We start from the raw sequence: 21,861 nt of genomic DNA on the forward strand, positions 1-21,861 counted from the left end.
TTTCGGTGCCCGGTCCTGGCCGGTCGGTCCTGGCCGGTCAGTCCTTTTCCTGCGCGGCGACGATGAGCGTGAGCGCTTCGACGACGGCCGCCTCCGTGGTCGCCTTGTCGATACCGAGGCCGGTCAGCAGTCCCGCGCCGTCCTCGTGCTCCAGCAGGGCGAGCAGGATGTGCTCGGTCCCGATGTAGTTGTGGCCCAGTCGCAGCGCCTCGCGGAAGGTGAGTTCGAGCGCCTTGCGGGCGTCGGCGTTGTAGGGGAGGAGCTCGGGCAGCTCCTCCTCCGAGGCCGCCGGGAGCGCCGCCGTGGCGGCCTGGCGGACGGTGTCCAGGGTGACCACCTGGGCCTTGATGAACGCCGCCGCGAGCGCTTCCGGCTCGCTGAGCAGCCCGAGTACGAGGTGCTCGGTGCCGATCTCGCTGTTGCCCGCGGCGCGCGCCTCGTTCTGGGAGGCCATCACGACGTTCTTGGCGCGCGCGGTGAAGCGGCCGAAGCCCTGGCTGGGGTCGAGTTCGGTCGGCTCGCCGGGGTTCTTGGCGACGAACCGTTTCTGGGCCGCCTGCCGGGTGACCCCCATGCTCTTGCCGATCTCCGTCCAGGAGGCGCCGGAGCGCCTGGCCTGGTCCACGAAGTGGCCGATCAGGTGGTCTGCGACGTCACCGAGGTGGTCGGCGGCGATGACGGCGTCCTGGAGCTGGTCCAGGGCGTCGGGGTGGACCTTCTTGATGGCTTCGATGAGGTCGTCGAGGCGGACCGGATGCGTGGAGCCGACTGGTTTCGTCATGTGTCAACCTTAGGTTGACAGCAGAGAGGGTGTCAACCTTCCGTTGACAGTGGTGTGTGGGGCCCCGGATACGAGAGCCCTGGATATGACGAACGCGCCGGCCGACGGTGTTCGTCGGCCGGCGCGTCCGGTCAGCTGTTCAGCCGGCGGGCCGGGATCAGAGCACCCCGGAGTCCGCGATGGTGACCTTCGCCTTGGTCCGGCCGCTCTGCGAGCCGAGACCCTCGATCTTGGTGACCAGGTCCATGCTCTCCTGGTCGGCGACCTCGCCGAACACCACGTGCTTGCCGTCCAGCCACGAGGTCACGATGGTCGTGATGAAGAACTGCGAACCGTTCGAGTTCGGGCCGCTGTTCGCCATGGAGAGCAGACCGGGCTTGGTGTGCGCCAGCTTGAAGTTCTCGTCGTCGAACTTCGCGCCGTAGATGCTCTTGCCGCCGGTGCCGTCGCCCCGGGTGAAGTCGCCGCCCTGGAGCATGAACGCCGGGATGACCCGGTGGAAGGACGAACCCTTGTAGCCGAAGCCGTGCTCGCCGGTCGCCAGCTGGCGGAAGTTCTCCGCGGTCTTGGGGACGACCTCGTCGTACAGGTTGAAGACGATCCGCCCGGCGGGCTCGTCGTTGATGGTGATGTCGAAGTAAACCTTGCTCGTCATGCAACCATCCTGACATCCGGCCGCACCGGCCCGTCGGGCGGGCGCGGTGAAACACCGCTCCCGTGTGACGGGCCGGGCGCATATGGCCCGCGCGCACGGCGCACACGAGGGGCGGCCGCCCCTCGCGCCGTCACACTCCGGTACTGCCGTCGATCCGCTCGCGCAGCAGGTCGGCGTGGCCGCTGTGGCGGGCGTACTCACCGATCATGTGCGTGTAGATCCACCGCAGGCTCACCTCGCCGCCCATGAAGGGAACGGTGTCCTCCAGCGCCCGCGCGGCACAGTTGGCGCGGGACAGGGTGACCTCGTCCCGCCACGCCGCGAGGGTCTGTGTGAAGGAGGCGCCGGCGGAGACCTCGAAACCGCCGTCGTTCCCGCCGGAACCGGCCGGTGCGGGGTGTGTGGGCGGGGCGTCCTCCGCGGCGAGCACCCGGCGGAACCAGTTCCGCTCGACCTCGGTCAGGTGCTGGACCAGCCCCAGCAGCGTCAGCGACGACGGCGGGACAGAGCTCTCCCGGACCTGCTCGTCGGCCAGGCCCTCGCATTTCAGTGCCACGGTGGCCCGGTAGAAGTCGAGCCAGCTCTCCAGATTGGTGCGCTCGTCGGCGTTCAGCGGCGGCATCGTACGTTCGGTGTGCGTCATGATCACCGATCGTGCCAGCCGGGTCTGACATTGATGCTGATACTGAGGTTCAACCGGGGTGTTACGGCCGCTTGCGGGGCTTTCCGCGCTTGGCGCCCGCAGCGCCCTTCGCGCCCCGGGAGCCGCCCTTGGCCCCCCTCGCGCCACCGGAGCCGCCCCGGGCGCCCTTCCCCGCTCCCGCACCGGCCGCGGGCTTGCGCCGGGCGCCACCGGTCTCCGGAGCCTTACGCTTCGGCTTCTCCGCGGGCGGCGTACCGCGGCCCCTGGTGCTGTTCACCGTCCGGCCCCGGACGATCCCGATGAAGTCATCCACCAGATCGGTGGTCCGGTCCTCCGGCCACGACAGTGCGATGCGCGACTCGGGGGCGCCGGAGAGCGGCCGGTACGTCAGGTCCTTGCGGTGGTGCAGGCGGGCGAGCGACTGCGGGACGGCGAGGACGCCCACCCCGGCCGCCACCAGCTCGATCGCGTCCGCCGTCGTGGCGGGACGCTCGATCGCGGGCCGGCCGGGCAGCCGCTCCCAGTCGAGGACGTCGTCCAGCGGGTGCAGCACGATCTCGTCGGCCAGATCCTCGGCGGAGATCTCGTCCACCGCAGCGATCACGTGGTCCTTGGGGATCACGACCACGGTCGCCTCGGTGTAGAGGGGGATCGCGCTGAGCTCCGCCCGGTCCACCGGCAGCCGTACGAATCCCGCGTCGGCGCCGCTGTCGAGCAGCAGGGCCGAGGCCTCCGCAGCGAGTACCGCGACGAGGGAGAGGGGGACGTCGGGCAGGCGCTCGTTCCAGATCCGCACCCACTTGGTGGGGGTCACCCCGGGGACGTACGCGAGCCGGAACGAAGGGGTTGCTTCCGAGCCTGTCACCCCGCCAGGTTACCGGTCGTGGTCAGCGGTAGCGCACACGCTCGATACTCTTGACCCCATGACGTCGCACCAGACCACCCAGACAATGAAGCCCGCGACCGCGGCGAAGAAGCTGGGTGTGTACCTCGAAGCCACACCCGCCGAGTTCCAGGAGGGTGTCGTCTCGCGCGCCGAGCTGGCGGCACTCCAGTCGGAGCCGCCCGAGTGGCTGCGGGAGCTGCGACGCGATGGCCCGCACCCCCGGCCGGTGGTCGCCGCCAAGCTCGGTGTCTCCATCTCCGGTCTCGCGCGCGGTGGCGTCACGGAAGCGCTCACCACGGAGCAGATCGAAGCCCTGAAGCAGGACGACCCCGGGTGGCTGCGCAAGGAGCGCGCCACCCAGGCCGAGGTCCGCAAGGAGACGGTCCGCATCAAGGAGCGGAACGCGGAGCGCGGCGGCAAGGAGCAGGACCGGTCCTGACCCCGGCGGCCGCCGTCACGGGGCACTGACGGGGGCGGCCGGAACCGCCCCCGCCCGCCGTGTCCGCCCCCGCCCCCGCTCAGCGAGTGGCGAGCAGCGTCAGCGTGTCGATCACGCGGTTCGAGAAGCCCCACTCGTTGTCGTACCAGGCGGACACCTTGATGTGACGGCCTTCGACCCGGGTAAGGGCCGAGTCGAAGATCGACGAGGCCGGGTTGCCGGTGATGTCGGACGACACGAGCGCGTCCTCCGAGTATTCGAGTACCCCTGCCAGCGGCCCCCGCGCGGCCGTCCGGTACGCCTCCAGCACCTCGTCGCGCGTCACATCGCGGGCCACGGTGGTGTTCAGCTCGACGATCGAGCCCACCGGAACCGGTACGCGGATGGAGTCGCCGGACAACTTGCCGTCGAGGTTGGGCAGCACCAGGCCGATCGCCTTGGCGGCGCCCGTCGTCGTCGGCACGATGTTGATCCCGGCGGCGCGGGCGCGACGGGCGTCGCGGTGCGGGCCGTCCTGGAGGTTCTGCTCCTGGGTGTAGGCGTGCACCGTCGTCATGAAGGCGTGCTCGATGCCGGCGAGGTCGTCGAGCACGGCGGCCAGCGGCGCGAGGGCGTTGGTGGTGCACGAGGCGTTCGAGACGACGGTGTGCAGGGCCGGGTCGTACGCGTCGGTGTTGACGCCGTAGGCGAGCGTGACGTCCGCGCCGTCCGACGGCGCGGCGACGAGCACCCTCTTCGCACCCGCGTCGAGGTGCGCGCGAGCGGCCTTGGCGGAGGTGAAGCGGCCGGTCGCCTCCAGTGCGATGTCGACGCCCAGCTCGGTCCACGGCAGCTGTCCCGGTTCGCGCTCGGCGAGCACCTTGATGCGGCGGCCGTCGACGACGAGGGTGTCCCCGTCCACGCTCACCGGACGTCCGAGCCGGCCTGCGGTGCTGTCGAACGCGAGTAGCCGGGCCAGTGCGGCGGGCTCCGCGAGGTCGTTGACGGCGACGATTTCGAGGTCGCTTTCGCGTTCCAGCAGCGCGCGCAGCACGTTGCGTCCGATGCGGCCGAATCCGTTGATGGCGATGCGAGTCATGTGAGAGTCCCTTTCTCCTCGCTTCCAGCATCGCGCTCGTCACACCCCTCTGACAGCGGCGTGATCGCCATGGTCCGTAAGGATCCCGCCACACCCCGCACGGGCTATTCGCCCTGGGCGAAGGTGCGCCGGTACTCGCTCGGAGTGGTGCCCAGGATGCGCTGGAAGTGCAGCCGCAGATTCGCGCCGGTACCGAGCCCGACATCGGCCGCGATCTGCTCGACGCCCCGCTCGGAGCGCTCCAGCAGCTCGCGGGCCACATCGATCCGGGCGCGCATGACCCACTGCATCGGGGTGTACCCGGTGTCCTCGGTGAACCGCCGGGAGAACGTCCGGGGCGACACCGCCGCGTGCCGGGCCAGCGCGTCGAGGGTGAGGGGCTCGCCCAGCCGGTGCAGCGCCCACTCACGGGTGGCGGCGAACCGCTCCCCGAGCGGCTCGGGCACGCTGCGCGGCACGTACTGGGCCTGGCCGCCGCTGCGGTAGGGCGCCGCGACCAGGCGCCGGGCCGCGTGGTTGGAGGCGGCCACCCCGAGGTCGCCGCGGAGCACGTGCAGGCACAGGTCGATGCCGGAGGCGGCGCCCGCCGACGTCAGGACTCCGCCCTCGTCGACGAACAGGACGTTCTCGTCGACCCGGACGAGCGGGTACTTCGCGGCGAGCGCCCGCGTGTAGTGCCAGTGCGTCGTGGCGCGCCGGCCGTCGAGGAGACCGGTGGCGGCGAGCGCGAACGCCCCGGTCGAGATGGCGGCGAGGCGCGCGCCCCGCTCATGGGCGGCGATCAGCGCGTCGATGACCGGCTGCGGCGGGTCGTCACGGTCGGGGAGCCGGTAGCCGGGCACGAAGACGATGTCGGCCCAGTCGAGCGCGTCGAGCCCGTGGGTGACGTAGTACGAGAGGCCGTCGCCGCCGGCCACCAGACCGGGCGCCGCACCGCACACCCGCACCTCGTACGGCATGCTCGCGCGGGTCGTGAACACCTGGGCGGGAATGCCGACATCGAGCGGCTTCGCGCCGTCGAGGACGAGCACCGCGACATGGTGCAGGGGAGGGGCTGGCATGGGAAACGAGAGTACGCGGCGGGACCCCACGGGTACGGGGCCACGGCTCGGCGAAGCGTCGTGTCCACGGGAACCCCGGCCTACGTACCGGCCGACCTATCGGCCGGCGCACCGGCCCACGGACCGGCCTACGCACCCGCCGATGCTCCGGCCGACGTGAGGAACGGATCCAGAAGGCGCAGCAGCTCGTCCGGCCGGTGCAGCGGAATGATGTGCCCGCAGTCCTCGACGAGCCGGCCGACCAGGCTGTCCGTCACCGGCCGCAGCTGCTGTTCGAGCGCCCTGCTGACGGGCCGGGCGCCGATGGCCATGGTGGGCACGGTCAGCCGGCCCCTCTGGGTGGCGTCCAGGATCTGCCCGGCGCTCGACGGCAGCGCGCGGTAGTAGGAGAAGGCGCACCGCAGGGCCCCGCTTCCGCTGAAGGCGTCGAGGAAGGCCGCACGAAGGGCGGGCTCCACGCCCCGCCCGAGCGTGCCTTCGTGGAGGAACCAGTCGATGTACCGGTCCTCGTTCCCGGCGAGTACGGATTCCGCGAGACCGGGCTCGCGGTGGAAGCCGAACCACCACGGTGGCCCCTGTGCGAGGAATTCCTCGGCGCCCGGAAGCGGGCCCAGCAGTGACTCCATGACCACCAGTTGCCGGACGAGACCGGGCCGGCGCATGGCCAGCAGAAAGGCCGGCGGCACGCCCGCGTCGATGGCGACGACCGCGGCGGAACTCTCCCCCAGCGCGTGGAGCAGGGCCTCAGCGTCCGCCGCGAGCGTGCCCGCGTCGTAGCCGTCCACCGCCCGGGTGCTCGCGCCGAACCCCCGTAGATCCGGTGCGATGACCCGGAACCGGTCCGACAGTCCGTCCATGACGTGGGTCCACAGCCGCCAGGTGTGCGGGAAGCCGTGCAGCAGCAGGACGGCCGGTCCTTCACCCGCGACGGCCACGTTGATCTCGATGCCGTTGGCCGTGACCTGCCGGAGCTCGGGGTGGGCGGGGGGACTCGACGGAACGGGCACGGTGGACTCCGGAAGGGTTCGGGCGATGCGGCTCGTGGCCACACGTTGCGGTTACCATTGGTGACTACAAAACGATAGGTAACTACTACGGGGGTGCCAAGACGGCACTTCCGCCTCAGGTGGTGAGCTCCAGGTGACCTCTATGGCGCGACGGCCCCCGCAGGGCGGTCGCGGAGACCTGTTCGACCCGGAGTGCCCGACCCGCGGCCTGCTCGACCGGATCGGCACGAAGTGGATGTCGATGGCCGTCAAAGTGCTGGCGGAGGCATCCCCGGGGGAGGTGCGCTTCGCGGAACTGCGCCGCAGGATGCCCGGTATCTCGCAGAAGATGCTGTCCACCACCCTCCAGGGGTTGACCCGCGACGGCCTGGCCGAGCGCCGGGTGGAGCCGACGGTGCCGCCGCGCGTCCACTACCGGCTCACCCCACTCGGCCTGTCCCTGGAGGAGCCGCTGGCCATGGTGCGGGCGTGGGCGGAGGAGCACATGGCCGAGATCGACCGCGCCAACCGGGAGAGCGGCGATGAGAGCGGGGACACGCCTTAGTGTGACCGGGTGACAGAATTCAACGCCCTTGGTGACAGCGGGGATTGGCAGAAGGACTTCGAGCGTCGGCTGAGCTCCTGGCTGCTGGCGGCAGGTCTCGGTGACGCCGCGACGCGGCGGACGGTCGAGGAGACGCGCGGCAGGCTCGGCGACTGGACCGTCGCCCGGATCACCGACGCCGGGACCCGGGTGGGCTACGTCGCGGTGTCCGTGGAGGACGAGAACGGGGTGCCCACCGGGCGCATAGGCGACCTCCGCGTCGAGGCGGACCAGGCCGGCCGCGGGTACGAGGAAGCCGCCCGGGACTGGGCCGAGGAGTGGTGCGCGGAGCGCGGCGCGGGCCGGGTGGACATACGGATCACCGAGCCGGTCGGCGCGCTGTTCGACGGGTACGGCGTCCGGGGCCAGCTCAGGGCGCGGCGCATCGACTCCCCGCCGGAACCGGTCGACGGCGTCACCGCACGGCCGATGACGCCGGCCGAGTACCCCGAGTGGCTGGCCGCCGAGAAGCTCGCCTACGTCGACGACATCGTCCGGTCGGGGGCCAAGAGCCCCGAGGAAGCCGCACGCAAGTCCGACGACGACTTCGCGAAGCTGATCCCCGAGGGCCTGGCGACGCCCGCGACCACCCTCCTGGTCCTTGAGGCCGCGGGTGAGCCGATCGGCACCGGCTGGCTGAAGCACGGGCACCTCCCGGGAGCCACGTACGGCTACTCGCTCCACATCGACGAGCGGTACCGGGGCAAGGGGTACGGCCGGGCCGCGATGGCGGCCGGCGAACAGGCGACGCTCGCGGCCGGTGACTCGGTGCTGATGTTCACCGTGTGGGGCGGCAACGAGGTGGCGATGAACCTGTATACGAGTGTCGGCTACCGGATCGTGGAGGAGTACCGGTCCACCGGCCTCCCCCGCTCCGCGGCCTGAGGGGGACCGGAGACCGCTGGGGCCTGTCCGGCGGAGACGGGGTGCCGGGTCAGCTGCTCCGGTAACGGGTGGCCAACTGCGGGCTCTGGCCGCCGAAGGCCGCCAGGTCCGCGCTGAAGACGTCCTGGAGGAGCCCGGGATCCTCGACGCCCGGGGCGCTGACGACCTCACCGAGCTCCAGTCCGCGCAGCGCGCCGGTGACCAGGTCTTCCGCGCTCATGCGGGGTACGGCGCTCATGTCCAGGCCCTGGGCGGAGTGGAACTCGGTGGCGACGACACCGGGGCAGACCACATGGGCCCTGACACCCGTGCCCGCTAGCTCGGCGCTGAGCGCCTGGGTCATGGCCACGAGGTGGGCGAGGGTACCGGCGTACACGGCGCGGCGCGGCATCACCGACGGGTCGGCGGGTCCGGAGAAGGCGATCATTCCGGCGACGTTGACGAGGGTGCCGGTGCCGCGCCGCCGCATCCCGCCGACGGCGGCGCGCATCAGCAGGGTGGGGGCGAGAACCTTGACGTTGATCAGTTCGCGGGCCTTGTCGGCGGGCAGCTCGGCCAGCGGCATGTAGTGGGAGACACCGGCGTTGTTGACCAGCACGTCCAGTGGCTCGTCCGCGCAGTACTCCGCGACGGAGTCGATGCCCTCCTGCGTGGACAGGTCCGCGGCGACCGTGCGCACGTTCACCCCGGGATGCCCGGAGGCGAACTCCGCGAGACGGTCCCGGCGGCGGCCGACGACGATCAGGTCGTAGCCGTCGGCGGCGAAGCGCTCGGCGAACGCCCTGCCGATGCCGGAGGTCGCGCCGGTGACGAGAGCGAGCTTGCTCATGGGGGTGTTCCTTTCGGTCTGCGGCTGCCGGCTCAGGGTTTGCTCTCCGCCGCCGGCCTTTCCGCCGTGCCACCAGCCTGGGGCATTTCCCGGCTGTCAGACAGCGGACGCGTTTTCCTGGGACTCGCGGTACCAGGAAAGAGCCGGTCCGGGTTTGCCACAATGGCTGACATGGCTCATACAGAACTGGGCGGAGCCCTTCGCGCCTGGCGCGACCGTGTCACCCCGGAAACGGTCGGTCTGCCCACCACGAGCCGTAGACGCGCCCTCGGCCTGCGCAGGGAAGAGCTCTCCCAGCTCGCCGGTATCTCCGCCGACTACATCGTCCGCCTCGAACAGGGCCGAGCCACCCACCCCTCCTCCCAGGTGGTCGAGGCCCTCGCCCGCGCCCTCCGCCTCGCTCCGGGCGAGCGGGAGCACCTGTTCCGCCTGGCAGGACTGGCGCCGCCGGGCGTCGGCCTCATCCCCCGCCACCTCACACCCGGCATCCACCGCATCCTCGACCGGCTCGTCACCACCCCCGTCGCCGTCTACGACGCGGCCTGGACCCAGCTCCTCGCCAACCCCCTCTACACGGCCCTCATGGGCGAATGGCACGGCGAAGACCTGAACGCCGCCTGGCGAGCGTTCGTCAGTTCCAGAACCCGCGTGCGACATACTCCGCAGTCGAACGGAGAACTCCGGGAACTCCTGGCCGCCGACCTGAAACGCACCAGTGGCCAATACCCCCACGATCCCGAGCTGAAATCGCTGGTTCGGAAACTCCGCACGCGCAGCGCCCAATTCGCCGGACTCTGGGAAAGCGGCACGGCAGCAGAACACGAAGCCGGCCGTAAAACCATCGATCACCCCCACGCCGGTGCTCTCACCCTCGACTGTGACGTCCTCAACGTCGCGGGCAGCAGCCTGCGCGTCATGGTCTACACGGCACAGCCCGGGACCCGTGACGCGGAGCGCCTCGACTTCCTGTCCGTCGTGGGAACCCAGCGCCTCACCGAGTAGCGGCGTCTGTCGGCAGCCGCGGTGTGAGCTGAGTACGCGAACTCATGTGCGACGCGGGACCGACTGTCAGAATCCGCGGCATGACGAGTCACAGACGCACGCTGACGGCCCTTCACCTGCTCCTGGTCTGGGCGGTGATGGCGGTCGCGGTGCCGGCACTCGGGTTCACGCTGCTGGCTTCGGCGTGGGGCGGCGGGTTCGCCGCGGCGGTCCCGGCCCTCGTCCTCGGAGTGGCGCTGACCGTGGGCCTGCTGACCGTGACGGGCATCCCGGTGCGGGGCCTGGTGCCGATGTGCGAGACCGGGTCGCGGCGGTTCGGCTGGGCGGTCGCGGTCTTCGTCCTCGGCACGCTCGGAGTCCTGGCAGGGCTGGCCGCCTACGGCAGCGATGTCGATCTGGGGAGCACCGGCGCCCGCCTCGCGCTGACGGGCGTGCCCTACGCGGTGGCCGCGGCACTCTTTGTACCGAACCGGTGGGTGCGGGTCGGGGCGGTGGTCGTGCTGGCGGCCGCGGTGGCCTACGGGGGTTTCGTCGGTCCCGCACAGTCGCGGGAGCGGCGGAGCGAGGCGGAGATCGCGCGCTACCGGGAACGCGCCGAGCTGCTCTACCTGGCCGACGCACCGTCCGGCATGGAACTGGTCCTCGCCGAGGCCGGTCCGGGTTACTTCCTGGTCGAGTACCGCCCCACCCGACAGAACAGCACGGGGTACGCCGACATCAACGTGCGTCCGGCACTCTCTCCCGCGCCCCGGTGCCCCGAGCCGGTGAGGAAGGGCGATTCCTGCACGGTGGACGCGCACGGCGGGATGCGCACGGTCCGCGTCTTCCCCGGCGGCCGCACCATCAGCCTCACCCGTCGCCTCCCGGACGCGGAGGCCGAGGTCAGCAGCCAGACCCTGGACGAACCCGGGCTGCGCCGTCTGCTGGACACGCTGCACCCGCCGTCCGACTCCGAGCTGCGGGAGCTGATGCAGGAGAAGAAGATCGAGCGCAGGAACTGAGTCCGTGTGACTGAGCGCTTCAGTCGGCGGATGAGCGTGGTGGTTGGCGGGACGTCGGTTCGGGGTCAAGTCAGGTCCTGGGCGTGTGGCGGCCGGGACCCTTCCCGTAATAGGCACTCAGTGCCATAGTGCGGGTGTGAACTCGCCAACCTTCGCAGGTACTTCGCAGGCTTGGGCGGCACTGGGTGCCGATTCTTCTCTGCTCGACCGGGTGTCCTACGGCGGTCCGTCCGGCGGGCTGCCGGCGCGGCTGCCCGTCATGGAGCTGGCGCGGGCCACTGTCGCGGTGTGCTCGCTCGCGGCCGCCGAGCTCACTTCCGTACGCACGGGGCGGCCCGTGCCCCGGGTGCGGGTCGACGACGAGTCGGTCGCGACGGCGTTCCTCAGCGACCGGCTGGTGCGGGTCGACGGGCAAGCGTGGTCGACCTTCGCGCCGCTGTCCCGGTTCTGGCGGGCGGCCGATGGATGGGTCCGTACGCACGCCAATTACCCGCACCATCGGGCCCGGTTGCTCGCCGCTCTCGGGGTGCCGGGGGACGCCGGCGAGGAGGCGGTGGCCGGGGCGATCGCGGGGCGTACCGCGCTGGAGGTGGAGGAGACCGTGTACGCGGCGGGCGGTCTGGCCGTCGCGGCACGCGGCCCCGAGGAGTGGGCCAAGAGCGAGCAGGGGGTCCTGGTAGCGGGGCAGCCGCTGCTGACAACGGTGTGCGTCGACGACGCCCCGAACCGGGTGCTCGGTGACGCCGCGCTGCCGTGCGCAGGGCTGCGCGTCCTGGACCTGACCCGGGTGCTCGCCGGGCCGGTCGCCACCCGAACGCTGGCGCTGCTCGGGGCGGACGTGCTGCGGATCGACGCCCCACAGCTGCCGGAAAGTCAGGAAGCCCACAACGACACGGGGATGGGGAAACGCTCAACCACCCTGGACCTGGGTGACGCCACCGGCCGCCGGGTCTTCGAGGAGCTGCTCGACGAGGCGCACGTGGTGGTTACCGGTTACCGGCCGGGCGCGCTGGACCGGTTCGGGCTGACGCCCGAGGCGCTCGCCGGGCGCCGTCCGGGTCTCGTGATCGCCCAGCTGTCCGCGTGGGGCCGTTACGGGCCGTGGCACGAGCGGCGAGGCTTCGACAGCCTGGTCCAGGTGGCCACCGGCATCGCCGAACTGGAGGGCTCGCCGGACTCGCCCGGCGCGCTGCCCGCCCAGGCGCTCGACCACGGCACCGGCTATCTGCTGGCGGCCGGGGTGCTGCGCGCGCTCACCGAGCAGCACCGCACGGGCGGCACCAGGCTGGTCCGCCTGGCCCTGACGCAGACCGCGCACTGGCTGGTCCACGACCTGGCCCCCGCTCCGGGCGAGGACGACGGCTTCGACGCCGGGCGCCGGCTGACCGAGACCGACAGCCCCATGGGCCGACTGCGGCACGCGCTGCCGCCGGTGTCGTACGAGGGAGGCCCGGTGAACTGGGCACGCCCGCCGGGTCTGTGGGGCACGGACGCCGCGGTCTGGGCCGGCGCCTGACGAAAACCTGCCCGCCAACCACCACGCTCAGCCCCGCCAACCACCACGCTCAGCCGCCAACCGAAGCGCTCAGTCACAGTCCGGACTGCCCCGACCAGCCCATTCTTTGCATAAAAGTGCGACGCTGCGTATAGTCATGCCATCGACGAGGAGGATTTCGATGGTGGTACGTGCAGCGGTGGCAGGGGCGAGCGGATACGCCGGCGGGGAACTGCTGCGTCTTCTCCTGGTCCACCCGGAGGTCGAGATCGGGGCCCTCACCGCGAACTCCAACGCGGGACAGCCGCTCGGGGCGCTCCAGCCGCACCTGCGGCCGCTCGCCGGGCGGGTGCTTCAGCCGACCACGCCCGAGGTGCTCGCCGGGCACGACGTGGTCTTTCTCGCGCTGCCGCACGGGCAGTCCGCCGCCGTGGCGGAGCAGCTCGGTGACGACGTGCTCGTGGTGGACATGGGGGCCGACTTCCGGCTCAAGGACGCCGCGGACTGGGAGAAGTTCTACGCCTCGCCGCACGCCGGTACCTGGCCGTACGGCCTGCCCGAGCTGCCCGGCGGGCGGGCCGGGCTGGCGGGAACCAAGCGTATCGCGGTGCCCGGCTGCTACCCCACCGCCGTGTCGCTCGCGCTGTTCCCGGCGTACGCGGCCCAGCTCGCCGAACCCGAGGCCGTGATCGTCGCCGCGTCCGGCACCTCCGGCGCGGGCAAGGCGGCCAAGCCGCATCTGCTCGGGTCCGAGGTGATGGGCAACATGTCGCCGTACGGCGTCGGCGGCGTCCACCGGCACACGCCCGAGATGATCCAGAACCTGAGCGCGGCGGCCGGTGAGCCGGTCACCGTGTCGTTCACGCCGACCCTCGCGCCGATGCCGCGCGGCATCCTCGCCACGTGCAGCGCGAAGGCGAAGCCGGGCGTCAGCGCCGAGTCCCTGCGCGCCGCGTACGAGAAGGCCTTCGCGGACGAGCCGTTCGTCGATCTGCTGCCCGAGGGGCAGTGGCCCGCGACTGCCGCCGTGTACGGCTCCAACGCCGTCCAGATCCAGGTCGCGTACGACGAGGCGGCGGGCCGCGTCATCGTGATCAGCGCCATCGACAACCTCGCCAAGGGCACCGCGGGCGGCGCCCTGCAGAGCATGAACATCGCCCTCGGACTCCCCGAGGACACAGGTCTTTCCACGATCGGAGTCGCACCGTGAGCGTCACGGCAGCACAGGGATTCTCGGCGGCGGGCATCGCCGCCGGAATCAAGGACAGCGGTAACCCGGACCTGGCCCTCGTGGTCAACAACGGTCCGCGTCGCGCCGCCGCGGGCGTCTTCACCTCCAACCGTGTCAAGGCCGCCCCCGTCCGCTGGTCGGAGCAGGTCCTCAAGGGTGGCGCGGTGACCGCGGTCGTCCTCAACTCCGGTGGCGCCAACGCCTGTACGGGTCCGCAGGGCTTCCAGGACACCCACACCACCGCCGAGAAGGCCGCCGAGGTACTGGGCGGCCACAGCGCGGGCGAGATCGCCGTCGCCTCCACCGGGCTCATCGGCCTCCTGCTCCCCATGGACAAGCTGCTCCCGGGCATCGAGAAGGCCGCGGCGGTCCTGAGCGAGCACGGCGGCGAGAAGGCCGCCATCGCCATCAAGACCACCGACACCGTGCACAAGACCGCCGTCGCGGGCGGCGAGGGCTGGACCGTCGGCGGAATGGCCAAGGGCGCGGGCATGCTGGCCCCCGGCCTCGCCACCATGCTCGTCGTCCTCACCACCGACGCCGACGTGGACACCGCCGGACTGGACGCCGCGCTCCGCGACGCCACCCGCACCACCTTCGACCGGGTCGACTCCGACGGCTGCATGTCCACCAACGACACCGTGCTCCTGCTGGCCTCCGGGGCCAGTGGAATCACCCCGGAGCAGGGGGAGTTCGCCGAGGCCGTGCGGACCGTCTGCGACGATCTGGCCCGGCAGCTGATCGGGGACGCCGAAGGCGCGTCCAAGGACATCAGGATCGAGGTCGTCAACGCCGCGACCGAGGACGACGCCGTCGAGGTGGGCCGCTCCATCGCCCGTAACAACCTCCTCAAGTGCGCCATCCACGGCGAGGACCCCAACTGGGGCCGGGTGCTGTCCGCCATCGGCACGACGAAGGCCGCCTTCGAGCCGGACGAGCTGAACGTCGCCATCAACGACGTCTGGGTCTGCAAGAGCGGCGGGGTCGGTGAAAACCGCGACCTCGTCGACATGCGCTACCGGGAGGTCAGGATCACCGCCGACCTCGCCGCGGGCACCGAGTCGGCCGTCATCTGGGCCAACGACCTCACCGCGGACTACGTCCACGAGAACAGCGCGTACAGCTCATGACCACCGCGCGGAAGCACACCGCACTCCCGAAGGCGCAGATCCTCATCGAGGCGCTGCCCTGGCTGACCCGGCACAACGGCAAGACCGTCGTCATCAAGTTCGGCGGCAACGCCATGATCGACGAGGAGCTGAAGGCCGCCTTCGCGCAGGACGTCGTCTTCCTGCGGCACGCGGGCCTCAAGCCCGTGGTCGTGCACGGCGGCGGCCCGCAGATCAGCGCCCAGCTCGACAAGCAGGGCCTGGTCAGCGAGTTCAAGGCCGGTCTGCGCGTCACCACGCCCGAGGCGATGGACGTCGTACGGATGGTGCTTGCCGGACAGGTCCAGCGCGAGCTGGTGGGCCTGCTCAACCAGCACGGGCCGCTCGCCGTCGGCATGACCGGCGAGGACGCCCACACCATCACCGCCACCCAGCACCGGCCCGTCATCGACGGCGAGGCCGTCGACATCGGCCGGGTCGGGGAGATCACCGCGATCGACACCGGGGCCATCCAGGCGCTCCTGGACGACGGCCGCATCCCGGTCATCTCCTCCATCGCCCGCTCGGCGCAGGACAACCACGTCTACAACGTCAACGCCGACACCGCGGCCGCCGCGCTCGCCGCCGCGCTGAACGCCGAGACGCTGATGGTCCTCACCGATGTCGAGGGCCTCTACGAGGACTGGCCGAACAGCGACGACGTGATCAGCCGCCTCACCGCCACCGAACTGGAGAAGCTCCTGCCGGAACTCTCCAGCGGAATGGTGCCCAAGATGCGGGGCTGCCTGCACGCCGTCCGCAACGGCGTCGAGACGGCCAGGGTCATCGACGGCCGGGTCCAGCACTCGATCCTGCTGGAGATCTTCACCGACGAGGGAATCGGCACGATGGTCGTGCCCGACGCACAGGGGGAAGCATGACCAACGCCGAGCTCTCGCAGCGCTGGCAGACCGCGCTGATGGACAACTACGGCACCCCGAAGCTGTCCCTCGTCCGAGGCGAGGGTGCCCAGGTGTGGGACGCCGACGGCAACCGGTACCTCGACTTCGTCGGCGGCATCGCGGTGAACGCGCTGGGCCACGCCCACCCCGCGATCGTCGAGGCGGTCACCACCCAGATCGCCTCCCTCGGCCACGTCTCCAACCTCTTCATCGCCGAACCGCCCGTCGCGCTCGCCGAACGGCTGCTCCAGCTCTTCGGCCGCACCGGCAAGGTCTACTTCTCCAACTCGGGCGCAGAGGCCAACGAGGCCGCGTTCAAGATTGGCCGGCTGACCGGGCGCACCCACATGGTCGCCACCGACGGCGGCTTCCACGGCCGGACGATGGGCGCCCTCGCGCTCACCGGCCAGCCCAAGAAGCGCGAGGCGTTCGTCCCGCTGCCCGGTGACGTCACGCACGTCCCGTACGGGGACGCGGAGGCGCTGCGGGCCGCGGTGACCACGGAGACCGCGCTGCTGATCATCGAGCCGATGCAGGGCGAGAACGGCGTCGTCGTCCCGCCCAAGGGCTACCTGGAGGCCGCCCGGGAGATCACCCGGGCCACCGGCACCCTGCTGGTCCTCGACGAGGTGCAGACGGGCATCGGCCGGTGCGGCACCTGGTTCGAGCACCAGCGGCACCAGGGCGTGGAGCCCGATCTCGTCACGCTCGCCAAGGGGCTCGGCGGCGGACTGCCGATCGGCGCCACGGTGGCGTTCGGCGCGGCCGCGGAACTGCTGACGCCCGGCCAGCACGGCACGACCTTCGGCGGCAACCCGGTCGCCTGCGCCGCCGGACTCGCGGTCCTGGACACCCTGGCCGCCGACGGCGCGCTGGACAACGTGAAGCGGCTCGGCGAGCGGATCCGGGAAGGCGTGGAGGGCCTGGGACACCCCCTGGTCTCCCATGTCCGGGGCTCCGGGCTGCTGCTGGGTATCGTGCTCACCGAGCCCCTCGCACCCCAGGTGCAACAGGCGGCTCAGGGCGCCGGACTCCTGGTGAACGCACCCGCACCCGATGTCGTTCGGCTGATGCCGCCCCTGATCATCGGTGACGCGGAGGTGGACACGTTCCTCCGGGCACTTCCCGGCGTACTCGACGCGGCACACGGACGATCCGGAGAATGACGTTCCGGAGAATGAGGCGACGACGATGACCGAGGCGCAGGAATCCGAGCACGGCGGGCCGTCCGTGCCGCAGACCCGCACCGCACGCCACCGCCGGATCGTGGACATCCTGAACCGGCTGCCGGTGCGCTCGCAGAGCCAGCTGGCCAAGCTCCTCGGCGACGACGGACTGAGCGTCACCCAGGCGACGCTCTCCCGGGACCTGGACGAACTGGGCGCGGTGAAGATCCGCAACACCGGCGGCGAGCTGATCTACGCGGTGCCGAGCGAGGGCGGTTTCCGCACCCCGCACGCACCGCTGGGCGGCTCCGCGAAGGAGGAGCGGATGCGCCGCCTCTCCGCCGAACTGCTCATCTCGGCGGAGGCCTCGGCCAACCTCGTGGTGCTGCGCACGCCCCCGGGCGCCGCCCAGTTCCTCGCCTCCTCCATCGACCAGGCCGAACTGCACGACATCCTCGGCACCATCGCCGGGGACGACACGCTGATGCTGATCAGCCGCGACCCGGCGGGCGGACAGGCGCTGGCCGACCACCTGCTGCGGCTCGCGCAGAACGACCGCTGAGGCTCAGTAGCGGGTGATCGCGGTCGGGCCCGAACGGGTCCCGATCGCGAGGTGCGGACGACGAGAAGGATCGGCCCAGGCCAGGATCCGGTCCATCGCGGCCGCCGGTACGGAGACACAACCGGCGGTCGCACCGCGCCCGTTGACGTGCAGAAAGATCCCGGCTCCGCGCCCGCGCACCGGACGTTCGTAGTTGAAGCCGACGAGCAGCGCACGGGCGTACTGCGCCGGATACGTGATCAGGTGCTCGGCCTCGGAAGCCCGGCAGTCGGCGGGCCGCGGCTCCACCCACCGGTTGTACGCCCGCGCCGCGTTGTCCTGGCACCACCAGGACCCGTTGTGGACCCGGCGGTAGGGGTAGCGGGTACCGGGCGGGGCCGCCGCCACCCCGAAGGCGTACGGCAGGTCGTAGAGCCCGGTCGGTGTGGTGTTCGTGCCCTGCTCGCGCGTGGCGCCCTCGGTCAGCCCGTTGGCTCCGAAGCGGGCGGGGGCGGTTCCGGCCGCCACCCACTGCCCGGAACGCCTGCTCCACCAGGTGACCGTGCCCGTGGTGGCCCCGGTGGCGGAGGCCTCCGCGGTGATCAGCTGGGAGCCGCCCCCGGTGTCGGCCAGCCGCTCCGGCAACGGCGGGTCCGCCGGCGGCCGGGCCCCGACGAGGGCGGTGAGGGCGAGCAGTACCGAAGCGGTGACCAGACGTCTGCGCATGTCCCGGACCGTAGACCGGCCGTCGCGCCACCACCCGCGCGCCTGCTCCGTACGGCCCAACCGCTCACTGCGCGGGCGGCATGGCGGGCAGCGGGAGCGGCACCCCCGGCAGCCCGTCGATGCTGGTGGCGATGTGGTCCTTCTTGGCGAAGTAGGCGCTGAGCGAGGCGTCGTCGTCCCGCGAGAAGCGCTGGCCGTGCAGCGGCCGGTCCTCGTCGTACGACATGAAGGGGACCGCGTATCCGCAGCTGTCCCGGATCAGCTCGGCGGTCACCACGATGATCGCCCGCAGCCCGTGCCGGGAGGCGTCCACCCCGTCGAACCTCCCGAGCAGACCCGGGAAGCGGTCGTCGTCGCGGAAGACCGGCTCACCCCGGCCGTGCACCCGCACGATGGTCGGCGGCCCCTGGAAGGCGCACCACATCAGGGTGATCCGGCCGTTCTCGCGCAGATGGGCCACCGTCTCCGCGTTGCTCCCGGCGAAGTCCAGGTACGCCACGCGCTGTTCGTCCAGCACCACGAAGGAGCCGCTGACCCCCTTGGGGGAGAGGTTGACCGTGCCGTCACCGTCCAGCGGCGCGCTCGCCGTGAAGAAGATGTGCTGCTCCTCGATGAAGGTCCGCAGCCGCCCGTCGATGCGTTCGTATGTCTTTCCCATGCGTTCGATTATCTTCCCCGGGGCCCGCGCGGGCAGGGAGATTTCAACCGGTGGGACCGGAGTGGCCGGCCGCACGCAGCAGCCGGGCCGCCGCCACCCTCACCGGACGCGGCCGGTCCGCCGCCGCCCGGTCGCGCAGCCACTCCGGGGAGAAGCCGCCCGCGTCCGGCAGCAGCGCCCGGGTGGCCGCGCGGACGACCGGGGATGACGGGTCGTCGAGCAGGGGAGCCAGCCGTTCCCGGGTCACGGCGTCGAGGGCCCGCAGTCCGGCGACGGTGTGGAGGCGGACGGCGGGCAGCGGGTGGTCCAGCAGCGGCCACAGCGTCTCCGCGTCGCCGGGCACCCCGCATTCGCCCAGCCCTGCGCAGGCACCGGGGTGGTCGGCCGGAGCCGCGCACAGTGCGCGGTACAGGGGCAGCGGGTCCACCCCGCCCTGCCGGAGCACGTAGCGGGCACAGGCCCTGACGGGGGCCGACCGGTCCGCGAGGAAGTCACGGGCCTCGCCGTGCCGTCCGGTGCGGCGCAGCGCGGTGACGCCCGCGGCGCGCACCCGCGGGGCCCCGGCCGCCAGGAGCGTGTTCACCACGACTTCCTGGTCCTCCGCACCCATCGAGGCGATCGCCGCGTCCGCGCACAGGTCCTGGAGGGGCGTGTCGTCGGTGCTCGCCGCGATGCGGGCCAGCCTGTCCGGTGCGAGGAGCGCGCGACCGAGCGCGATGCGGTGGGCGAACCGGCGGGTGGCGCGGTCACCGCCGCCGAGCAGCGCCTCCACCGACGCGGCGGGCCCCTCGCTCAGCGCCCGTCCGAGCAGCTCCAGCGCGAATCGGCCCTGGGCGCGGCGGGACAGCAGCACGACCAGCCCGGCCCACGGTGCGAGCGCGGTCGCGGGCTCACGTGACAGCAGGGCCCTGGCCCGCTCGCGTACCGGTTCGGCCCAGTCCGCGCACCGGACGATCACCAGGGGCAGCAGGGCCGGGGACCCGGCCGCCCGGCCGAGGGCCGCTTCCCGGATCCTGCCGTCCGGGTGGCACAGGGCGAGCGCCAGTTCGCTCTCGGACGGGGGGCGGTCGCGCAGGCGTACGGACGGTAGGGGCGCGTCCCAGTCCCACCGCAGCCGCCGCCCATCCGCCCAGGCGTGCGCCGGAAGCAGTTGCGGTGACTCCCACGCCAGGACGCGCACCCCGAGGTCGAGGCTCACCCACGACCGCGCGCGGGAGACGTCCAGCGCCTCCCGCAGCGGGAGTCCCCGGGCCAGTCGTTCCGCCGCCGCCCAGTCCGCCGCCATGGCCGCCCCCTGTCTGTGTGAATGCCGATGCTAAGCGGGAGGGCAGCGGCCGACCAGCGAATATCGGCGCCAGGAAGGCCTTCGCCGCGCCCCTCACCTGCGACTTTGGCAAAGCATACGAAGGGTCGTATAGTTATACGCGTCAGTGAGCGCACCGTGAGGAGGAACCCGTGACCGAGCGCGTCGTACTCGCCTGCTCGGGCGGCCCGGACACCTCCGTCGCCATCGGGTCCGCTCGCGGCGGAGACGCCGCCCGGCGTGACCTGACCTGACCCCACCCCGTTACGTCACCGCCTCCCCGGCCGCCCGCGCGGGGAGGCGGCCGCACATCCAAACCCCCTTGTTCTTCCGAGGAGCACGCAGTGAGCAACGGCAACGGCAACAGCGACGTACGCCTCTGGGGTGCCCGGTTCGCGGACGGCCCGGCCGAGGCGCTGGCCAGGCTGTCCGCGTCCGTCCACTTCGACTGGCGCCTCGCGCCGTACGACATCGCCGGCTCCCGCGCCCACGCGCGGGTCCTCAACAAGGCGGGGCTGCTCACAGAGGACGAGCTGAAGCGGATGACCGCCGGACTCGACCAGCTGGAGGCGGACGTCGCGGACGGCTCGTTCACCGGCACCGTCGCGGACGAGGACGTCCACACCGCCCTGGAGCGCGGCCTGCTGGAGCGGCTCGGCGCGGAGCTCGGCGGCAAGCTGCGGGCCGGACGCTCCCGCAACGACCAGATCGCCACGCTCTTCCGGATGTACCTGCGCGATCACGCCCGGATCATCGGCGGTCTCCTCGCAGAGCTCCAGGACGCCCTGGTCGGCCTCGCGGAGGCCCACCCGGACGTGGCCATGCCAGGGCGCACGCACCTCCAGCACGCCCAGCCGGTGCTGTTCGCCCACCACATCCTGGCCCATGTGCAGCCGCTGTCCCGGGACGCCGAGCGGCTGCGGCAGTGGGACGAGCGGACCGCCGTGTCGCCTTACGGCTCCGGCGCACTCGCCGGCTCCTCGCTCGGCCTGGACCCGGAGGCGGTCGCGGCCGACCTCGGCTTCGAGCGCGGCTCGGTGGCCAACTCCATCGACGGCACGGCCTCGCGGGACTTCGTCGCCGAGTTCGCGTTCATCACCGCGATGATCGGCATCAATCTCTCCCGGATCGCGGAGGAGATCATCATCTGGAACACGAAGGAGTTCTCCTTCGTCACCCTCCACGACGCCTTCTCCACCGGCTCGTCGATCATGCCGCAGAAGAAGAACCCCGACATCGCGGAACTGGCCCGGGGCAAGTCGGGACGGCTCATCGGCAACCTCACCGGGCTGATGGCCACGCTGAAGGCCCTGCCGCTCGCGTACAACCGCGACCTCCAGGAGGACAAGGAGCCGGTCTTCGACTCCTGCGACCAGCTCGAAGTCCTGCTGCCCGCCTTCACCGGCATGATGGCCACGCTCACCGTCAACCGCGAGCGCATGGAGGAGCTGGCCCCGGCCGGCTTCTCGCTCGCCACCGACATCGCGGAGTGGCTGGTCAAGCAGGGGGTGCCGTTCCGCGTTGCCCACGAGGTCGCGGGCGCTTGCGTCAAGGAGTGCGAGCGGCACGGCATCGAGCTCGACGAGCTGACCGACGAGCAGTTCGCGAACATCTCCGAGCACCTCACCCCCGAGGTCCGCACCGTCCTCGACGTGGCCGGCGCGCTGGCCTCCCGCGACGGCCGGGGCGGCACGGCGCCCTCCGCGGTCGCCGTCCAGCTGGCCGAGGTCAAGGAGGACCTCGCGACACAGCACGCCTGGGCCGCGCGCAAGTAGCCGGACGGGCATCGCGGGCTACGTTGGTCGGGTGGGGCCTGTCCGGGCCGGGTCCGGGCAGGTGAA

Annotated in this window: 23 protein-coding genes; 12 read left to right on the forward strand and 11 right to left on the reverse strand. The window is 71.7% G+C overall.

Annotation, left to right across the window (positions count from 1 at the left end; translation table 11 throughout):
• Window positions 1-37: 37 nt before the first annotated feature.
• The 4 genes from ACZ601_RS21520 to ACZ601_RS21535 form a co-directional block, all read right to left on the reverse strand.
• Window positions 38-781 carry a Clp protease N-terminal domain-containing protein gene (locus ACZ601_RS21520; RefSeq protein WP_469540270.1) on the reverse strand — a complete coding sequence of 248 codons (744 nt, stop codon included), beginning with the start codon at window positions 779-781 and terminating at the stop codon, window positions 38-40.
• A gap of 157 nt (window positions 782-938) precedes the next feature.
• Window positions 939-1,436 carry a peptidylprolyl isomerase gene (locus ACZ601_RS21525; RefSeq protein ID WP_440573409.1) on the reverse strand — a complete coding sequence of 166 codons (498 nt, stop codon included), beginning with the start codon at window positions 1,434-1,436 and terminating at the stop codon, window positions 939-941.
• Window positions 1,437-1,566: 130 nt separating this feature from the next.
• Window positions 1,567-2,079 carry a DinB family protein gene (locus tag ACZ601_RS21530; protein WP_469540275.1) on the reverse strand — a complete coding sequence of 171 codons (513 nt, stop codon included), beginning with the start codon at window positions 2,077-2,079 and terminating at the stop codon, window positions 1,567-1,569.
• Between the two features lie 61 nt (window positions 2,080-2,140).
• A complete protein-coding gene (locus ACZ601_RS21535; RefSeq protein ID WP_469540278.1) occupies window positions 2,141-2,944 on the reverse strand; it encodes a LysR family substrate-binding domain-containing protein in 804 nt (267 codons plus the stop codon).
• A 58-nt stretch (window positions 2,945-3,002) separates the two neighbouring features.
• Between ACZ601_RS21535 and ACZ601_RS21540 the strand changes: the two genes are divergently transcribed.
• On the forward strand, window positions 3,003-3,404 hold the full coding sequence (locus ACZ601_RS21540) for a DUF5997 family protein (protein ID WP_469540281.1): 402 nt from the start codon (window positions 3,003-3,005) through the stop codon (window positions 3,402-3,404).
• 79 nt (window positions 3,405-3,483) lie between these two features.
• Here ACZ601_RS21540 and gap read toward each other — a convergent pair whose 3' ends face one another.
• The 3 genes from gap to ACZ601_RS21555 form a co-directional block, all read right to left on the reverse strand.
• A complete protein-coding gene (gap, locus tag ACZ601_RS21545; RefSeq protein WP_440573413.1) occupies window positions 3,484-4,482 on the reverse strand; it encodes a type I glyceraldehyde-3-phosphate dehydrogenase in 999 nt (332 codons plus the stop codon).
• A gap of 104 nt (window positions 4,483-4,586) precedes the next feature.
• Entirely contained in the window at window positions 4,587-5,543 is a 957-nt protein-coding gene (locus tag ACZ601_RS21550) for a GlxA family transcriptional regulator (RefSeq protein WP_469540283.1), read from the reverse strand.
• A gap of 128 nt (window positions 5,544-5,671) precedes the next feature.
• Window positions 5,672-6,550, reverse strand: a complete 879-nt coding sequence (locus ACZ601_RS21555; protein ID WP_469540286.1) for an alpha/beta fold hydrolase — start codon at window positions 6,548-6,550, stop codon at window positions 5,672-5,674.
• A gap of 142 nt (window positions 6,551-6,692) precedes the next feature.
• Between ACZ601_RS21555 and ACZ601_RS21560 the strand changes: the two genes are divergently transcribed.
• Together ACZ601_RS21560 and ACZ601_RS21565 are read left to right on the forward strand one after the other, a co-directional pair.
• Complete coding sequence (locus ACZ601_RS21560; protein WP_469540289.1) at window positions 6,693-7,094, forward strand: winged helix-turn-helix transcriptional regulator; 402 nt, start codon at window positions 6,693-6,695, stop codon at window positions 7,092-7,094.
• Between the two features lie 9 nt (window positions 7,095-7,103).
• Window positions 7,104-8,018, forward strand: coding sequence for a GNAT family N-acetyltransferase (locus tag ACZ601_RS21565; RefSeq protein ID WP_469540291.1), 915 nt, complete (start codon window positions 7,104-7,106; stop codon window positions 8,016-8,018).
• Between the two features lie 49 nt (window positions 8,019-8,067).
• Here the strand turns inward: ACZ601_RS21565 and ACZ601_RS21570 are convergent, their stop codons facing one another.
• Window positions 8,068-8,847, reverse strand: a complete 780-nt coding sequence (locus tag ACZ601_RS21570; protein ID WP_440573417.1) for an SDR family NAD(P)-dependent oxidoreductase — start codon at window positions 8,845-8,847, stop codon at window positions 8,068-8,070.
• 171 nt (window positions 8,848-9,018) lie between these two features.
• Here ACZ601_RS21570 and ACZ601_RS21575 point away from each other — a divergent pair, with 171 nt between their 5' ends.
• From ACZ601_RS21575 to ACZ601_RS21610, 8 genes are all read left to right on the forward strand, one after another.
• On the forward strand, window positions 9,019-9,849 hold the full coding sequence (locus ACZ601_RS21575; protein WP_469540294.1) for a helix-turn-helix transcriptional regulator: 831 nt from the start codon (window positions 9,019-9,021) through the stop codon (window positions 9,847-9,849).
• A gap of 80 nt (window positions 9,850-9,929) precedes the next feature.
• Window positions 9,930-10,850: a hypothetical protein gene (locus tag ACZ601_RS21580; protein WP_469540297.1), complete on the forward strand. Its 921-nt coding sequence runs from the start codon at window positions 9,930-9,932 to the stop codon at window positions 10,848-10,850.
• 136 nt (window positions 10,851-10,986) lie between these two features.
• Window positions 10,987-12,366 carry a CoA transferase gene (locus ACZ601_RS21585; RefSeq protein WP_469540300.1) on the forward strand — a complete coding sequence of 460 codons (1,380 nt, stop codon included), beginning with the start codon at window positions 10,987-10,989 and terminating at the stop codon, window positions 12,364-12,366.
• Window positions 12,367-12,526: 160 nt separating this feature from the next.
• Window positions 12,527-13,555: an N-acetyl-gamma-glutamyl-phosphate reductase gene (gene argC, locus ACZ601_RS21590; RefSeq protein WP_371628644.1), complete on the forward strand. Its 1,029-nt coding sequence runs from the start codon at window positions 12,527-12,529 to the stop codon at window positions 13,553-13,555.
• The gene (gene argJ / locus ACZ601_RS21595; RefSeq protein WP_469540304.1) at window positions 13,552-14,706 is read left to right on the forward strand and encodes a bifunctional glutamate N-acetyltransferase/amino-acid acetyltransferase ArgJ; all 1,155 of its coding nucleotides are present in this window, start codon (window positions 13,552-13,554) and stop codon (window positions 14,704-14,706) included. The genes argC and argJ overlap by 4 nt, the downstream gene beginning before the upstream one ends.
• Window positions 14,703-15,605 carry an acetylglutamate kinase gene (gene argB / locus ACZ601_RS21600; RefSeq protein ID WP_440573422.1) on the forward strand — a complete coding sequence of 301 codons (903 nt, stop codon included), beginning with the start codon at window positions 14,703-14,705 and terminating at the stop codon, window positions 15,603-15,605. The genes argJ and argB overlap by 4 nt, the downstream gene beginning before the upstream one ends.
• Window positions 15,602-16,792 carry an acetylornithine transaminase gene (locus tag ACZ601_RS21605; RefSeq protein WP_469540309.1) on the forward strand — a complete coding sequence of 397 codons (1,191 nt, stop codon included), beginning with the start codon at window positions 15,602-15,604 and terminating at the stop codon, window positions 16,790-16,792. The genes argB and ACZ601_RS21605 overlap by 4 nt, the downstream gene beginning before the upstream one ends.
• 25 nt (window positions 16,793-16,817) lie before the next feature.
• Window positions 16,818-17,354, forward strand: a complete 537-nt coding sequence (locus tag ACZ601_RS21610) for an arginine repressor (protein ID WP_073737468.1) — start codon at window positions 16,818-16,820, stop codon at window positions 17,352-17,354.
• Window positions 17,355-17,357: 3 nt separating this feature from the next.
• Here ACZ601_RS21610 and ACZ601_RS21615 read toward each other — a convergent pair whose 3' ends face one another.
• The 3 genes from ACZ601_RS21615 to ACZ601_RS21625 form a co-directional block, all read right to left on the reverse strand.
• Window positions 17,358-18,059 carry a L,D-transpeptidase family protein gene (locus tag ACZ601_RS21615; RefSeq protein ID WP_469540311.1) on the reverse strand — a complete coding sequence of 234 codons (702 nt, stop codon included), beginning with the start codon at window positions 18,057-18,059 and terminating at the stop codon, window positions 17,358-17,360.
• A gap of 64 nt (window positions 18,060-18,123) precedes the next feature.
• On the reverse strand, window positions 18,124-18,717 hold the full coding sequence (locus tag ACZ601_RS21620; protein WP_469540313.1) for a pyridoxamine 5'-phosphate oxidase family protein: 594 nt from the start codon (window positions 18,715-18,717) through the stop codon (window positions 18,124-18,126).
• Between the two features lie 43 nt (window positions 18,718-18,760).
• Window positions 18,761-20,002, reverse strand: coding sequence for a hypothetical protein (locus tag ACZ601_RS21625; RefSeq protein ID WP_469540316.1), 1,242 nt, complete (start codon window positions 20,000-20,002; stop codon window positions 18,761-18,763).
• Between the two features lie 362 nt (window positions 20,003-20,364).
• Between ACZ601_RS21625 and argH the strand changes: the two genes are divergently transcribed.
• The gene (gene argH / locus ACZ601_RS21630; protein ID WP_469540318.1) at window positions 20,365-21,795 is read left to right on the forward strand and encodes an argininosuccinate lyase; all 1,431 of its coding nucleotides are present in this window, start codon (window positions 20,365-20,367) and stop codon (window positions 21,793-21,795) included.
• The last annotated feature ends 66 nt before the right edge of the window (window positions 21,796-21,861 follow it).

The sequence above is a fragment of the Streptomyces sp. NPDC104307 genome (assembly GCF_055584045.1).

Excerpts from the sequence above, each read along its gene's own strand:
- argB (WP_440573422.1), top strand. The coding sequence starts at position 14,703 with ATGACCACCGCGCGGAAGCACACCGCACTCCCGAAGGCGCAGATCCTC.
- ACZ601_RS21605 (WP_469540309.1), top strand. The coding sequence starts at position 15,602 with ATGACCAACGCCGAGCTCTCGCAGCGCTGGCAGACCGCGCTGATGGAC.
- ACZ601_RS21550 (WP_469540283.1), bottom strand. The coding sequence starts at position 5,543 with ATGCCAGCCCCTCCCCTGCACCATGTCGCGGTGCTCGTCCTCGACGGC.
- ACZ601_RS21525 (WP_440573409.1), bottom strand. The coding sequence starts at position 1,436 with ATGACGAGCAAGGTTTACTTCGACATCACCATCAACGACGAGCCCGCC.
- ACZ601_RS21520 (WP_469540270.1), bottom strand. The coding sequence starts at position 781 with ATGACGAAACCAGTCGGCTCCACGCATCCGGTCCGCCTCGACGACCTC.
- ACZ601_RS21580 (WP_469540297.1), top strand. The coding sequence starts at position 9,930 with ATGACGAGTCACAGACGCACGCTGACGGCCCTTCACCTGCTCCTGGTC.
- ACZ601_RS21615 (WP_469540311.1), bottom strand. The coding sequence starts at position 18,059 with ATGCGCAGACGTCTGGTCACCGCTTCGGTACTGCTCGCCCTCACCGCC.
- ACZ601_RS21530 (WP_469540275.1), bottom strand. The coding sequence starts at position 2,079 with ATGACGCACACCGAACGTACGATGCCGCCGCTGAACGCCGACGAGCGC.
- ACZ601_RS21560 (WP_469540289.1), top strand. The coding sequence starts at position 6,693 with ATGGCGCGACGGCCCCCGCAGGGCGGTCGCGGAGACCTGTTCGACCCG.
- ACZ601_RS21625 (WP_469540316.1), bottom strand. The coding sequence starts at position 20,002 with ATGGCGGCGGACTGGGCGGCGGCGGAACGACTGGCCCGGGGACTCCCG.
- ACZ601_RS21620 (WP_469540313.1), bottom strand. The coding sequence starts at position 18,717 with ATGGGAAAGACATACGAACGCATCGACGGGCGGCTGCGGACCTTCATC.
- ACZ601_RS21540 (WP_469540281.1), top strand. The coding sequence starts at position 3,003 with ATGACGTCGCACCAGACCACCCAGACAATGAAGCCCGCGACCGCGGCG.
- ACZ601_RS21570 (WP_440573417.1), bottom strand. The coding sequence starts at position 8,847 with ATGAGCAAGCTCGCTCTCGTCACCGGCGCGACCTCCGGCATCGGCAGG.
- gap (WP_440573413.1), bottom strand. The coding sequence starts at position 4,482 with ATGACTCGCATCGCCATCAACGGATTCGGCCGCATCGGACGCAACGTG.
- ACZ601_RS21610 (WP_073737468.1), top strand. The coding sequence starts at position 16,818 with ATGACCGAGGCGCAGGAATCCGAGCACGGCGGGCCGTCCGTGCCGCAG.
- argC (WP_371628644.1), top strand. The coding sequence starts at position 12,527 with ATGGTGGTACGTGCAGCGGTGGCAGGGGCGAGCGGATACGCCGGCGGG.
- ACZ601_RS21575 (WP_469540294.1), top strand. The coding sequence starts at position 9,019 with ATGGCTCATACAGAACTGGGCGGAGCCCTTCGCGCCTGGCGCGACCGT.